We start from the raw sequence: 14941 nt of genomic DNA, 5'->3' as shown, positions 1-14941 counted from the left end.
TATGGAAAGCCAGTAGCATGTTGCTGCTGGCTTTTTTATTGAATTGTACTTCAGAATTATCTAACAGGCTGGATGAGTGCAGCTTTCATTTATTTTTTGTTACTTACATCCACTTCCCCTGCGTAAAGAAACCTGCGATGTGTCCATCGTAGCGTTATTGATTAAAATTTAATCTCAAAAATGAAAAGATTTATATTGGTATTGTTACTGCCACTGCTAGGGAACTCCCAAACCTCTGACCAACCCATAATCGATATGCACCTGCATGATTATACCGAAGCGAGCTATTACGTAGCTCCAGCGCCAGATGGAGTTGTTTCTCCAAAAGATTATAAAACCTATAAAGAGGAACTGCTAAGAGCACTCCAAGAAAATAATATTGAAAAAGCTGTGGTTAGCACCATTGGAGGAAAAAACACCTTGGATAAAGAAGGTGTTTTTATCCCTGGATACTACACCAACTCCCCACCTACTGATACAACGGCATTCAAAGCCTTGATCAATTCTGGAAAACTTAAGGTCTTTGGTGAAATAGGAGCCGTATACGATGGGTATACTTTGTCCGACCCCGAATTTGAACCCTATTTAAAAATCTGTGAGCGCTATAACATTCCGGTGGCCGTACATACCGGTGGCGGTCCGCCGGGCATCACCTACCGATGTTGTCCCAATTTTAGAATTAAGCTCGGAGACCCTTACACCTTGGAGGATGTGCTCGCCAAACATCCCAAACTAAGAGTTTATATAATGCATGCCGGCGAAGTGTTTTATGAAAATACCCTTCGCATGTTGCTCCAATACCCACAACTTTATACGGATTTGGGGGTAATCTTATGGGTGGACGAGCAACCCAAGGACTATGCGGAGCAATTTATACGAAAAGCAAAAAAATATGGCATCCTGGATAGGGTAATGTTCGGCTCCGATCAAATGGTTTGGCCCCATGCCATTAAAAAAAGTATCGACCAACTGAATAGCTACGATTTTCTGACCGAAAGCGACAAAAGAAAAATTTTCTATGAAAATGCTGTACAATTTCTGCAATTGAAAGAGTAGCGCTAAAAAGAAGAACCAAGTTCGAAAACTATATTGCCTATTTTTCTTTACCGCTTAAAATCCTTATAGAATACCAAGTTTACGGTGTATTCATAAAGTTTTGTGCTGCCAGCCACTAAGCATATTACAAGCCGGTAATTAAACTCCCAAAATTCTTTTTTGTTTATACCTACGTCAGGAAACCCAATTCCCTCCGACCAATTAATTATCAAAAAACGAACACATGACACTTTTACGCAACACCCTTTGGGTGGGTATGCTGGTAGCTGCCCACTTGCTCCACGGCCAAACCACACAAAACATTCCCCTACAACCTAGCGCTTGGACCGCCGAACCGGGCAGTGAGCTTACCTTCGAAACCTTTGATGGTCGTCCTACCCTGCTACTGAACGGTAAGGCCTTTGCCAATGAAATCGACTTCTCCAACGGCGTGCTGGAACTGGAGGTATACGCCAACCAAAAGCGCAGCTTTGCCGGCTTTCTGTTCCGCAAAAAAGAGCGAAACTTTGAGGAGATCTACATGCGTATGCATAAATCCCGACAGGTGGACGCCGTACAGTACACGCCTACCTACCATGGGGAGAGCAATTGGCAGCTTTACCCCGAACATCAGGCTCAGGTCGCCTTTCTCGCTGAAGGTTGGAACCAGTTGCGCGTAGAAGTGCAAGACCTTAGCGCCACTGTTTTTGTGAACGGTGCGCAAGTACTGCAAGTAGACCATCTCAAATCGGGGAACCTCTCTGGTGGCGTTGGTATATGGGCGTTGTTCGGAAATCGGTTTGCCAATATCAAGGTCACCCCCACAGGCGAGGCGGTTGCCAAAGAGCCCTACCCTATCCAAACCCCTCCTGTAGGAATGATTACCGAATGGGAACTCACTGAGGCAAAACTGTACAAAGAAGGCAGTATCAACCCGGCCCAATTTGCACAAATGCCCACCCAAAGGGTACGAACAGAAACTTCGGGCCTATTGCCCATTTCCAAATATGTGCCCAAACCCAGTTCGGGCAATTTTGAGGGCAACCCAGAGGTGTATTCCGTGGCATCGACCACCATTAGCACCAATCAAGCACTTACCCAATGGTTTTCGTTCGATTATAGCGATAAGATTATCCTATATCTGAATGGAGCACCCATTTTTTACGGAAACAATGCATTTCGGTCCAAGAACAATCAATTTCAGGGGCATTTGGGCCTTGGCGCGAACAAAATCCTATTACATCTCAAAAAAGGCAGCAACACCTTGCACTGTGTGGTCATCGACAAGGCCAACGGTTGGGGATTGATCGGGAAGTTGGAATAGGGATTAAAAATTCCGCCACTGCTGCGTCAACTCGAATAGTTGCCCAAAAATTAGGGCCGGGCCATGCCTAATTTGTTCTTGCTTAGTCCTTGTCAAAATCCTTCCCCATGGTCGGTTACACTAAAAAGTCAACTTATTCGTTTACTTTTTAATATATTTGTAAACACATAGGTTTACTTATTAACCGTTTTATCAACCCAAAAAGCAACAAATGGCAAGAAACAAGCAACGACTTTTAATAGAACAACTGGATGAAAAACTCCGCCCCTTCCATCAGGCCAAAACCATAATAGTTCCTGAAAAGGGATGGATTCATACCATTCGGACCACCCTCAACATGACCATGGCCCAACTTGGGAACAAACTGAACATTACTCGGCAAGGCATCAAAAAAATGGAGGACAGCGAGGCCAATGGTACGCTGACCCTAAATTCCTTGAAGGACGTTGCCCATGCACTTGATATGCAATTGGTGTATGCCATAGTTCCAAAACAAGAAAGTATCGACGACCTCATCACCGAAAAAGCCGAAAAACTGGCCCAAAAAATTGTGTTGCGGACCAACCAAAACATGAAATTGGAAAACCAAAGCATTGGGGACGACAAGCTAAATAAGACCATACAAGACCTCTCGGATGAACTAAAAAGGGACATGGGTAAATCTTTATGGGATTAGAACTGTCATATGGCTATGGACAAACCCCTTTGGATGAGGAAGAAAGGGAAGGCTTAAAAATAAAATCGATATCTACCCAAAAGGAACTCGATGAATTTGAACAATTGAATATCGAGAAAGCTATTTTATGGACCATTCGAACCAAGCTAAAGGCGGAAAACATACTCACCGAAAAGTTTATCAAGGCTTTACACCAAAAAATGTATGGTGATGTTTGGAAATGGGCAGGCGAATTTAGAAAGTCAGAAAAAAATATTGGAATTGCATGGCACCAAATCCCCATGGAGCTAAAAAATTTGTTGGACGACACCACCTACTGGGTAGCCCATAACACCTATTCTCCAGAGGAAACCGCCATTAGATTCAAACATCGATTGGTTTCCATCCACTGTTTCCCGAATGGGAATGGAAGGCATTCCAGAATCATGGCGGACACCATCATGGAATTCGTTTTTGGCAAGGATATATTTAGTTGGCATCAATCGAATATGGTGAAGCCGGATGCCACCCGAAAAAAATACATCCAAGCTTTAAGGGAAGCCGATAGAGGAAACATAGAACCTTTGATTTTATTCGCAAAAAATTAGGCGCACTGCCTAAAAATTCCGCCACTGCTGCGTCAACTCGAAGACGTGCTGTAAAATTTGGGCTTCGGTCTCGTTAAATTCCATATTACGACGCTTCATGATGGCTTCGGCCACCTCAAAGGCCTTGTTCGTCTTAAACGCAGTATAGCCTGCCGTGGCACCACCCCAACTGAAACTGGGAATAAAGTTTCGCGGGAAGCCACTGCCAAAAATATTAGCGCTCACCCCTACCACGGTCCCTGTATTGAACATCACATTGATGCCACACTTGCTATGGTCGCCCATCATCAGTCCACAAAACTGCAAGCCTGTTTTGGCAAAACCTCCGGTTTTGTAGTTCCAAAGCCGTACAGGGGCATAATTGTTCTTCAAGTTGGACGTATTGGTGTCTGCCCCGATATTGCACCACTCTCCTAAGACGGAATTGCCCAAAAAGCCATCGTGCCCTTTATTGGAATTGGCAAAGAGCACCGCATTGTTCACTTCGCCACCCAATTTACAACCCGGGCCCGCCGTAACGGCCCCGTAAATCTTGGCGCCCATTTTTAAAATGGCTCCTTCGCAAAGCGCCAATCCTCCACGCACGGTACAGCCTTCCATCATCAAGGCATTCTTACCAATATAGATGGGCCCTGTGGAGGCATTCAAAATACAAAAATCCACCGTAGCGCCTTCCTCGATAAAAATATGTTCAGGACTCTTGACTTGGTTGGTATCGGGTATCGGCTGACTTGTCCTTCCTTGGGTCACCAAATCAAAATCCGCTTGAAGGGCTTCAGCGTTCTTGGAAAAGATATCCCAAGTGTTTTTGATGGTCAATACCTCGTCCTCAAAAAGAATAGCGGTATATCCCGATTCCTCGAAGCCGGTTTCCAAGTTCTCGGTCACATAGGCGATATAGCCCTCATCCCCTATCAACGCTTCGCCCATATTGAGGTTACGAATGGCCTCCACCAACGCTTTGTTGGGCAGATAGCTGCCATTGATCACCGTATTTTCGGCTGCGGTTGTCAAAGGAAACTTTTGGGATAGATATTCCTCTGTTTGGAAGCTCACGGATGCATCCAGCCATTTTTCCCACTTCTCGCGAATGGTGAGAATCCCCACCCGAATGTCGGCTACGGGGCGGGTAAAGGTAAATGGATACAGGTCTTCGCGGTGGTAACCGTCGGATAGGATATAGTTCATAGCGTAGCTTTGAATACCAAAAATAAAAAACGCCCCCGAATAGTATCGAGGGCGTTGCTATATTTCGTTGAAAAGTGTGACCTATTCGGTCTCTTCCTCTTCTTTCTTGAATTTCTTGTACTTGTTTTTGAACTTATCGATCCTACCAGCGGTATCCACCAATTTGGTCTTACCAGTGTAGTAAGGATGCGAAGTTCTTGAAATTTCCAATTTTACCAAAGGGTATTCAACACCATCCACAGTGATGGTCTCTTTCGCTTCAGCAGTGGACTTTGTAATGAACACGTCGTCGTTGGACATGTCTTTAAAAGCAACCAATCTATAGTTTTCTGGGTGTATACCTTTTCTCATCGTCTTAAATGCTTAATCTCAGAATTTTCAGGGTGCAAATTTAATGATTTCTTTGAGACCTCCAACTTAAAATCACTAAAAAAATAAAAGTAAATTTATCTGTAACAAATGTAAGCATTCGATAACTAACCTCTGTAAGCAACACTAATTTTTAAACAATGGAAGAACAACAAGCTAAAACTGGAAAATTTGCGCTCAACTACGGACTATTGTCTGGGTTGGTCGCTGTGGTATTCGGCGTAATGCTGTACACCCAAAAAATGCATTATGAAACGAGCACGCCGATTATCATCATCTCCATCGTCATTCTGGCGGCGATCGTTTTCTTTGCGATCAATGCCTATAAAAAGGCCAATGGCGGCTATTTGACCATTACCGAGGCCTTAAAGGTAGGCGTAGGCGTAGCCTTGGTGAGCGCTATCATTTCTTTGATCTATCAATTTGTTTTGACCAACGTTATTGAACCCGATTTTATGGACAAGGTCATGGAAATAGCCAAACCCAAAGCGATGGCGCAAAACCCGAATATGACGGAAGAGCAATGGGAACAAGGGGTGGAAATGCAAAAAAGCTTTGCTTGGATCCAATATCCCGTGCTTTTGATTATGAACGCCGTATTGGGATTGATCTTGGGTCTGATCAGTGGACTCATCTTGAAAAAGTCCCAACCCGAATATTAATCCAAAAAAATGCTACTTTTGAAGGGAATTCCAGAATCGAACAATGCAGATTTCCATTGTAATTCCCTTACTTAACGAGCAAGAATCGCTAAAAGAACTACATGATTGGATTGTACAAGTGATGCAATCCAATCATTTTTCTTACGAAATCATTTTTATTGATGACGGCAGTAGCGACGGGTCATGGGAGACCATTTCCGAACTTTCCCAAAGCAATGAAAATGTCAAGGGCATCCAATTTTTAAAGAATTACGGCAAATCGCAAGCCCTTCATGCCGGTTTTAAGGCAGCCGAAGGCGAAGTCGTAATCACCATGGATGCTGATTTGCAGGATAATCCCGAAGAAATCCCCGGACTGTATGCCATGATCACCCAAGATGGGCATCATGTGGTCTCGGGCTGGAAAAAGAAACGGTACGATTCCGTCATTACCAAAAACATACCCTCCAAACTCTTCAACTGGGCCGCCCGGAAAACATCGGGCGTAAAGCTCCACGATTTTAACTGCGGTCTCAAAGCCTTCAACCACAAAGTGGTCAAAACCATTGAAGTTTCTGGGGAAATGCACCGCTACATTCCAGTTTTGGCCAAAAACGCAGGGTTTTCCGATATCGCGGAAAAAGTAGTGCAGCACCAGGCCAGAAAATATGGTTCCACCAAGTTTGGTGCGGAACGCTTCATCAACGGTTTTTTGGATTTGATCACCATTTGGTTTGTATCCAAGTTTGGCCGTAGGCCTATGCACCTCTTCGGGGCTTGGGGCGTATTGATGTTTTTTGTAGGTTTTGGATTTGCACTCTATCTGGGGGTTGACAAGCTCTTTTTGAACCCCATGGGGCGACTGATTACGCAACGCCCCCAATTTTATATCGCTTTGACCGCCATGATCATTGGTACGCAACTGTTTCTGGCTGGGTTTTTGGGCGAGATTATGGTTCGTTCCCGAAAAAACGATACGCGATACAATATCTCGGATAAAATTAACCTTTAAGGTGTTTCCAAACCCTCTAAACTTTGTATTTTAGAAATCTAAACAACGATAAACAACTATGGATTCCATTACAGCAACAGCGCAATCTTGGTTAACCGATTTTTTTGACGAAGACACGAAGAAGGAAATCAAACACCTTATGGACAACGACCCCGAAGAACTGAAGGAACGTTTTTATAAGGATCTAGAGTTTGGTACCGGTGGAATGCGCGGCGTAATGGGTGTGGGAACCAACAGGATCAATAAATATACCTTGGGGAAAAACACCCAAGGACTTAGCAACTACCTTAAAAAATCCTATACCGACGATGATTTAAAAGTGGTGATTGCCTACGACTGCCGACATAATTCCAAATCCTTGGCCAAAACCGTGGCCGATGTGTTTTCAGCCAACGGGATTCGAGTGCATTTGTTTTCTGATTTACGGACCACGCCCGAACTGTCTTTTGCCGTAAAGTATTTGGGTTGTCATGCCGGAATTGTGCTTACGGCCTCCCACAACCCACCAGAATACAACGGATACAAAGTATATTGGGCAGACGGTGGCCAGATTGTACCGCCTCAGGACGGGGAAATTATTGCGGAAATCAATGCACTTTCCTTTGAGGACATCAAATTTGACAAAAACGAAAAACTAATTCACCACATCGATGAAGATGTGGACGAGGCCTTTTTTGAAGCATCTGTAAAGAGCGGAAGCTTCGGCGCCAAAGGAAAAGACGATTTTAAAATCGTGTTTACCTCGCTACATGGCACCTCTATCACCGCCATTCCAGAAGTATTAAAACGTGCCGGATATACCAACGTTACCATTATTGAAGAACAGGCAAAGCCTGATGGCGACTTTCCAACTGTGGAATCACCCAACCCAGAAGAGCCGGAGGCACTTTCCATGGCCATTGCCAAAGCCGAAGAAATCGGAGCTGACATGGTGGTGGGTACCGACCCGGACAGCGACCGTTTGGGCATCGCCGTACGCAACCTCGAAGGGAAAATAGAACTGCTGAATGGGAACCAGACCATGGTACTCATGACCAAGTTCCTTTTGGACCAATACAAGGCCAAAGGATTCAAGGGCAATGAGTTCATCGCTACGACCATTGTGTCCACCCCCATGATGCAGCAAATGGCAAAAGCCTATGGCGTTGAGTTCAAAACAGCGCTGACCGGATTTAAATGGATCGGTAAAATGATCAAGGACTTCCCCAATTCCCAATTTATTGGCGGGGGCGAAGAAAGCTTTGGTTATATGGTGGGCGACTTTGTCCGCGATAAGGATGCCGTAACCTCTACCCTATTGGCCTGTGAGATTGCTGCCAACGCCAAAGCCAACGGTAGCTCCTTTTATCAAGATTTGATAGATGCCTACGTGGAATTTGGGTTCTACAAGGAAAAACTGATTTCCCTCACCAAAAAAGGAATGAGCGGTGCGGAAGAAATCAAACAAATGTTGAAGGATTTCAAGGAAAATCCTGTGGACAGCGTTCAAGGTTCCAAATTGCTCTATATTGAAGATTACAACACTTCCATCGTGAAAAATGTTCAGACGGGAGAAGAGTACACCCTTCACTTGCCCAAATCCAATGTACTCATTTACGAAACGGAGGATGGTACCCGGATTGCGGCGCGACCCAGTGGAACCGAGCCCAAAGTGAAGTTTTACATCAGTACAAATGCAAAATTGGACAAGGCAGCAGATTATAAATCCGTAAATTCGCAGCTGGAAACCAAAATAGAAGGTATCCTCTCTGAGCTGAATTTATAAGTGAATGAACTACTTTAAAAAGATTCTTCGGTTTGCGGAACCTTACCGCAGATACGGAGCCTTGAATATTTTTTTCAATATTCTGTACGCGCTGTTTAGTGCCCTGTCCTTTGCGGCCCTGATTCCCATGTTGGATGTCCTTTTCAAACCAGAACAGAAAGTATATACCGAACCCGTTTATCAAGGTTTTTCTTCCCTGAAGGATTATTTGCAGGACTATATCAACTATCGCGTTACCGCCTATTCTGGTGACGATGAAATGAAAGGACTAGTCTTAGTGATTGGATTGGTCCTTGTACTTTTCCTTTTAAAAAATGCCTTCAACTATTTGGCGATGTACTTCATCACCTTTCTTCGGAATGGGGTGCTCAAGGATATCCGAAACAAGATGTACCAAAAAATCGTGGACCTGCCCATATCTTACTTTTCCGAAAAGCGAAAGGGAGATGTAATCGCCAGGATCACTTCGGATGTTTTGGAGATACAACATTCCTTTCTGTCCATTTTGGAATTGATCGTGCGTGAACCGCTTACCATTTTCTTTACGATTTTGGTAATGTTCGGTATCAGTACAAAACTGACCATTTTTGTTTTTGTTTTTATCCCCGTAGCGGGAATGATCATATCCCGAATCGGTAAATCCTTGAAGAAAAAATCCGATCGCGTACAGAAAGAACAAGGCGAATTCCTTTCCATTGTGGAGGAAACCTTGGGGGGACTTCGGGTAATCAAGGCCTTCAATTCAGAGAACCGATTTTATCAAACCTTTAAAAAATCGACCACCCGCTTTTTTCATTTTTCCAATTCACTGCTCAATCGGCAGAACCTTGCCTCCCCCACTGGAGAATTTCTAGGTATTTTGGTTATTGGCGTGTTGTTGTGGTTTGGCGGTAAAATGGTTTTGGTGGACAAAACCTTGGATGCCTCCTCGTTTATCGCCTACATGGGGCTGGCCTATAATATTTTAACCCCGGCCAAGGCCATTAGTAAAGCTTCCTACGGGGTCAAAAAAGGAAATGCTGCGGCAGAGCGTGTCCTGGAAATCCTCGAGTCCGACAATCCCATCAAGGATTTGGAAGGAGCCGAAGAAAAATCATCCTTCACTTCTGGAATTGAATTGAAAGGCGTGAAGTTCAAATACGAGGATGATTACGTCCTCAAAAACTTCAACCTAAAGGTCGATAAAGGAAAAACCGTAGCCTTGGTAGGGCAATCCGGAAGCGGAAAAAGCACCGTGGCCAATTTGGTGACACGCTTTTACGACGTGAACCAAGGTGACATATTGATTGATGGAACCAACATCAAAAACATCACTAAAAAATCGCTACGCGGCTTAATGGGGTTGGTAACGCAGGATTCCATCCTTTTTAACGATTCGGTAAAGAACAATATCGCCTTGGGCAAGGAAAATGCCACCATGGACGAAATTATGGAAGCCGCAAAAGTGGCCAATGCACATGATTTTATCATGGACCTGCCCAATGGATACGATACCAATATTGGCGATAGCGGGAACAAATTGAGCGGTGGTCAAAAGCAACGCTTGTCCATTGCACGTGCGGTACTCAAAAATCCGCCTATTATGATTTTGGACGAAGCTACATCGGCCTTGGATACCGAAAGTGAGCGATTGGTGCAGGATGCTCTGGAAAAAATGATGAAAAATCGAACCTCTATCGTTATTGCGCATCGACTCTCCACCATACAAAATGCGGATACCATTGTGGTGATGAGCAAAGGCGAAATTGTGGAACAAGGCACCCACGAAGAGCTGATGAAATCGGCGAAAAGCTATAAAAAGTTGGTAGAGATGCAATCATTTGCTTCCTAGATAGTTGGATGATTGAATTTTTAGATTTCTGACTCTTAACGTCCTTTCGGTCAGAATGACTCCTGTTAGATCTAATACCGAGAGGTGTTTATTCGTAATAATTCATGAAATTAAGGTCAAAAAGGGAGTTCCTGTATTCCTAAATACCCGGAACCTTTTATCCTGTCTCCCAAACAAAAAATTTCTCGACTGCGCCTGTCTGCCGACAAAGGCAGGCTCGAAATGACAATTGCCCCACCTTTGAACCCTTTACCCCTTAACCATTGCAGATTGATTATTGAAAATTGTTCATTGAAGAATTAAACCTTTTCCTTGTACCTTAGTCTAAGCATCAAACGAAAAGAATATTGATTGCCGAGGAAACTTTGGTTCAAGAGCTCCAACAGGAAGCCAGCCGTGCAAAAGCCTTTGAGGTGTTGGTAAACACTTACAAAGAACGTTTGTATTGGCATATCCGAAGGATTGTCCTCAATCATGATGATACGGACGATGTGCTCCAGAACACTTTTATCAAGGTCTACCGGAACATTGACCAGTTCAAGGGAGACAGCAAGCTATATTCGTGGATGTATCGTATCGCGACCAATGAATCCTTGACCTTTTTAAAGCAACGGTCGAAGAAAATGGGAATCAGCGACCAAGAATTGAAGAACAGAATGGTGGAAAACCTTCAGGCGGATGTGTATTTTGAGGGAGATGAGATACAGTTGAAACTGCAAAAAGCACTTTCTACTTTGCCCGATAAGCAAAAATTGGTGTTCACCATGAAGTATTTTCAGGAAATGAAGTACACCGATATTTCGGAAGCCTTGGAAACCTCGGTGGGCGCATTGAAGACCTCCTACCATTTGGCGGTTAAAAAAATAGAAACGTATCTTAAGGAAAATTAAACCTTTGGCACATTCAGCAGTCAAAACAATACTATGAAAAAGGACAAAAAAAATAGTTTCCATACCCCTGAGGGTTACTTCGAAAGCTTCAACGACCGTTTGATGGATAGAATCCACGACGAAGAATTGAAAGAAGCGGAAAGCCGTATTCCCAAAACCGATGGTTTTGTGGTTCCCGATGGCTATTTGGATGGGCTTACCCCAACTATTTTGTCCAAGTCCGAGGAGAAGGAGCCAAAAGTGATTTCGTTCAAGCCTAACCGTAATTTTTATTACGGAGCCGCAGCCGTTGCTGCCTTATTAGTACTTTTCTTTGGCATCAACTGGAATCCGAATACAGAGCCCATCAGTTTTGATAATTTGGCCAATGCAGAAATAGAGGCCTATTTTGAACAGACCGACCTCGACATGAGTTCCTATGAAATAGCCGAAGTGGTTTCCGTAACGGATATTCAACTCAACGATGTGTTGACCGATGATTTGGAAGATGACATCCTCATGGATTATTTGGATGAAAATGTGGACGATATTGAAGAATTAAATTTAGAAGCGACCCCATGATGACAAAACGAACACTCATAAGCTGTACCCTATTGCTTGTCTCTTTTTTGATGCATGCCCAAGGACCTGTGCGAGATCGCATTAAGACCCTAAAAGTGGCATTTATTACAGAGCGCGTTGGGTTGACCAGCGAAGAAGCGCAGCAATTTTGGCCCATTTACAATGAGCACGAGGATACCTTGGAAGAAATCCGACGTAAAGAACGTGCTGAATTAGAGGGCAATATGGCCCGTGCACAAGACCTTTCCAACAATGAATCTGAACGATTATTGGATAGATTGCTCGAACTACAATTTGAAAAACAAAAGGTAGACCAAGAGTTTTTATCCAAACTAAGAACCGTGATTCCCGCCAAAAAGGTTCTCCTATTGGTCAAGGCCGAAGAAGACTTTAAGCGGCAAATGATCCAAGAATTCCGAAAGCGGCGTGGCGGTGGATAAAATGCTTTTTACGGCTATTTAAAATCCAATCGGGCAATTCTTTTACTTCCTGCAGCGTAAGCTGTGGAATCGTTTAAAAAGCGTATCGTAAAAAAAGGTTCCTCGCTCAATGCCATCCATGTCTCACCTCCATTGGAGGAATATGAAATTCCAGTAAACCCAATGGCCACAAGGCCCTGATCTTCGGAATTGGGTACAAACTGCACACAACTCTTGTAGCCTGGCTCTTGACCGTCAGCTATCAACTGCCATGTTTGCCCACCATCCGTGGTCTTTATCTTATTGGCAATGTTAGATTCAGGTTGGGTGTAATCCCCGCCAATAGCAAATCCAACTTGTTCGTCAAAAAAGTCCATGGAATAGATACCTTGGGTTGATTCATCTGAAATGATAGGGGTTTGCTGTATCTCCCAGGTCATACCCTTATCTCCGGAGAAATACACTCTTCCCGCTGTGGTTCCTATCCAAACCTTGTCGCCTTTCGTCACAATGTTACTGTTGCTGGCAGCGAAGGCACCTTCGCCATCAACACCTTCTGGCAAATCAGAACAGTTTAATTTGGTCCAAGTTTTACCACCGTCCCTGGTGATAATGATGGAAAGGCATCCACCTACACTATCGCCCACGGCAATGCCTTCCACATCGTTCCAAAAAGCCATGCTGTCATAAAATACACCATCGCCCTCTTCGGTGTACACCAATTCCATTTTGCCCTGTTCCCCGGTTTTGTACAGCAATGCCGGGCTTTCTACCGATAGCATAAAAAAATCTTCCGACGTACCGCCAACCGCTCTAAAATTTGGGGTAATGGAATCATAATATTGCGTACTTGTCCGCACCTTATTGGAATTCACGTCCACCGTGCCATACACCCCATTGCTACCAGCAAAGGCCAAGGTTCTACCATCCAGAAAGGTGATGGCCCTAATACTCATGGAGTCCTCGAAAACTGGAGTTACCGTTACCGATTGAAAGGGTTGTTTTTTAGGTTCTTCGGTGCAGGAAACAAAAATTAGGGCTACTAAAAGGGAAAGAAGGGCTCTCATGGTATTTATTTTCTTCAAAAGTAAGCAGAAATCATACCTTTGCAACCTTATTTAAGATGATGCGTTTACACAGAAACTTGGTATTTGCCGTAATTGATGCCCTTCACATGATTTTTAATGAAGGGGAATATGCCGATAAGGTGATCGAAAAAGTATTGCGCTACGATAAACGCTGGGGCTCTCGAGACCGTGGCTTTATCGCAGAGACCACCTATGAGATTGTTCGATGGAAACGCCTGTATTCTGAAATCGCCGAAGTGCACGAACCGTATAGCAGGGAGCATCTGTTCCGTTTGTTCGGGGTCTGGTGTGTGCTTCGCGGCATCCGCCTCCCCGATTGGAAACAATTGGAAGGCACGCCTGAGCGTCGCATAAAAGGCCGGTTTGATGAATTGTCCAAAATCCGAAAATTTAGGGAATCCGTCCCGGATTGGATGGATGAATTGGGAGAGAAATCTTTGGGCAGCGAGCTATGGACCAAAGAAATCGCCGCACAAAATCAGCAAGCCGATGTCATTCTCCGCACCAATACCCTGAAAGTTCCAAAGCCTCAATTAAAATCTTTTTTGGCCAAGGAGGATATTTCCACTGAATTTATTGAAGGTTATCCCGATGCTTTAAAACTCGTTGAGCGCCAAAATGTGTTCGTGACCCAAGCCTTCAAGGATGGATTGTTTGAGGTCCAAGACGCTTCTTCCCAGTTGGTTGCCCCTTTTCTGGAGGTAGAACCGGGCCAGCGAGTTGTGGATGCCTGCGCCGGAGCAGGCGGAAAAACCCTTCACCTCGCCGCCCAAATGCAGAACAAAGGGCAATTGATCGCTTTGGACATTTATGAAAGTAAATTGAAAAAGCTGAAGAAAAGAGCACGTCGCAATGGGGTGCACAATATGGAAACCCGGGTCATCGATTCCAATAAAGTTATCAAAAAATTACACAATAGCGCGGACCGATTGCTACTGGATGCGCCCTGTTCAGGATTGGGAGTCATCAAGAGAAACCCAGACTCCAAATGGAAATTGGAACCGGAATTTGTGGAACGTATTATGGGTGTTCAACAAGACATCCTCCAGAATTACAGCAAAATGGTCAAAAAAGGCGGACAAATGGTCTATGCCACCTGCTCCATTCTTCCCCAAGAAAATTCCGAACAAGTCAAAACCTTTTTAGAATCCGAAAATGGAAAGGATTTCGAGTTTGTGAAAGAGCAAAACATCTATTCTTCGGAAACCGGGTTTGATGGGTTTTACATGGCTTTGTTGAAGAAAAAGGCATGATGTAAGGCTGAAAAGGATGGGATGCTGAAACCAGTTCAGCATTACGCTAAACATTTAATTTGTCACATCGAGCGGCCGCCCGCCGGACTGGCAAGTAGTAGAAATGTTTATTTTTCATTCGTTAAAATTCTTGCCGTTCGTATCTACCAAAAGATGGATTCCTGCTTCCGCAGGAATGACATTAGCCCATACCACCAAGCTGTCTTTCCGCACCTGATGCGGAATCCAAACCAGTTGGGAAGAATACTTAATTTGGATGAGATGCTGAAACCAGTTCAGCATAACACTTTACACCAAGTTTG

The 14941-nt window shown here is 44.1% G+C and carries 16 protein-coding genes; 12 read left to right on the top strand and 4 right to left on the bottom strand.

From position 1 onward, the window contains the following. Positions 1-180 precede the first annotated feature (180 nt). From EO130_RS11165 to EO130_RS11150, 4 genes are all read left to right on the top strand, one after another. Positions 181-1056, top strand: coding sequence for an amidohydrolase family protein (locus tag EO130_RS11165; RefSeq protein WP_127141590.1), 876 nt, complete (start codon positions 181-183; stop codon positions 1054-1056). A gap of 223 nt (positions 1057-1279) precedes the next feature. Next, complete coding sequence (locus tag EO130_RS11160; RefSeq protein ID WP_127141589.1) at positions 1280-2359, top strand: 3-keto-alpha-glucoside-1,2-lyase-like domain-containing protein; 1080 nt, start codon at positions 1280-1282, stop codon at positions 2357-2359. Positions 2360-2570: 211 nt separating this feature from the next. Then, complete coding sequence (locus tag EO130_RS11155) at positions 2571-3035, top strand: mobile mystery protein A (protein ID WP_127141588.1); 465 nt, start codon at positions 2571-2573, stop codon at positions 3033-3035. Next, positions 3026-3622 carry a mobile mystery protein B gene (locus tag EO130_RS11150; protein WP_127141587.1) on the top strand — a complete coding sequence of 199 codons (597 nt, stop codon included), beginning with the start codon at positions 3026-3028 and terminating at the stop codon, positions 3620-3622. The genes EO130_RS11155 and EO130_RS11150 overlap by 10 nt, the downstream gene beginning before the upstream one ends. 9 nt (positions 3623-3631) lie before the next feature. On the opposite strand, the gene EO130_RS11145 is transcribed toward EO130_RS11150, so the two are convergent. Continuing rightward, a complete protein-coding gene (locus EO130_RS11145; protein ID WP_127141586.1) occupies positions 3632-4810 on the bottom strand; it encodes a GlmU family protein in 1179 nt (392 codons plus the stop codon). Between the two features lie 81 nt (positions 4811-4891). Next, complete coding sequence (locus tag EO130_RS11140; RefSeq protein WP_127141585.1) at positions 4892-5161, bottom strand: type B 50S ribosomal protein L31; 270 nt, start codon at positions 5159-5161, stop codon at positions 4892-4894. 158 nt (positions 5162-5319) lie between these two features. Between EO130_RS11140 and EO130_RS11135 the strand changes: the two genes are divergently transcribed. From EO130_RS11135 to EO130_RS11105, 7 genes are all read left to right on the top strand, one after another. Continuing rightward, a complete protein-coding gene (locus tag EO130_RS11135; protein WP_127141584.1) occupies positions 5320-5841 on the top strand; it encodes a DUF4199 domain-containing protein in 522 nt (173 codons plus the stop codon). A 43-nt stretch (positions 5842-5884) separates the two neighbouring features. Then, complete coding sequence (locus EO130_RS11130; protein ID WP_127141583.1) at positions 5885-6832, top strand: glycosyltransferase family 2 protein; 948 nt, start codon at positions 5885-5887, stop codon at positions 6830-6832. Positions 6833-6890: 58 nt separating this feature from the next. After that, positions 6891-8597, top strand: coding sequence for a phospho-sugar mutase (locus tag EO130_RS11125; protein WP_127141582.1), 1707 nt, complete (start codon positions 6891-6893; stop codon positions 8595-8597). 4 nt (positions 8598-8601) lie between these two features. After that, on the top strand, positions 8602-10428 hold the full coding sequence (locus tag EO130_RS11120) for an ABC transporter ATP-binding protein (protein WP_127141581.1): 1827 nt from the start codon (positions 8602-8604) through the stop codon (positions 10426-10428). A gap of 347 nt (positions 10429-10775) precedes the next feature. After that, positions 10776-11318 (top strand): RNA polymerase sigma factor, encoded by a 543-nt coding sequence (locus EO130_RS11115; protein WP_127141580.1) that lies wholly within the window; start codon positions 10776-10778, stop codon positions 11316-11318. A gap of 33 nt (positions 11319-11351) precedes the next feature. After that, entirely contained in the window at positions 11352-11879 is a 528-nt protein-coding gene (locus EO130_RS11110; RefSeq protein WP_127141579.1) for a hypothetical protein, read from the top strand. Further along, positions 11876-12319 carry a hypothetical protein gene (locus EO130_RS11105; RefSeq protein ID WP_127141578.1) on the top strand — a complete coding sequence of 148 codons (444 nt, stop codon included), beginning with the start codon at positions 11876-11878 and terminating at the stop codon, positions 12317-12319. The genes EO130_RS11110 and EO130_RS11105 overlap by 4 nt, the downstream gene beginning before the upstream one ends. 14 nt (positions 12320-12333) lie before the next feature. On the opposite strand, the gene EO130_RS11100 is transcribed toward EO130_RS11105, so the two are convergent. Continuing rightward, positions 12334-13365, bottom strand: coding sequence for a WD40/YVTN/BNR-like repeat-containing protein (locus EO130_RS11100; RefSeq protein WP_127141577.1), 1032 nt, complete (start codon positions 13363-13365; stop codon positions 12334-12336). A 59-nt stretch (positions 13366-13424) separates the two neighbouring features. Here EO130_RS11100 and EO130_RS11095 point away from each other — a divergent pair, with 59 nt between their 5' ends. Next, entirely contained in the window at positions 13425-14639 is a 1215-nt protein-coding gene (locus EO130_RS11095; RefSeq protein WP_127142077.1) for an RsmB/NOP family class I SAM-dependent RNA methyltransferase, read from the top strand. A 114-nt stretch (positions 14640-14753) separates the two neighbouring features. Here EO130_RS11095 and EO130_RS15475 read toward each other — a convergent pair whose 3' ends face one another. After that, positions 14754-14921: a hypothetical protein gene (locus tag EO130_RS15475; protein WP_164732921.1), complete on the bottom strand. Its 168-nt coding sequence runs from the start codon at positions 14919-14921 to the stop codon at positions 14754-14756. Positions 14922-14941: the final 20 nt, after the last annotated feature.

The organism is Flagellimonas marinaquae, assembly GCF_003992675.1.
Lineage (GTDB): Bacteria > Bacteroidota > Bacteroidia > Flavobacteriales > Flavobacteriaceae > Flagellimonas > Flagellimonas marinaquae.
The sequence above is the reverse complement of the archived record's forward strand: the minus strand, read 5'-3'. Positions and strand labels throughout refer to the sequence as shown.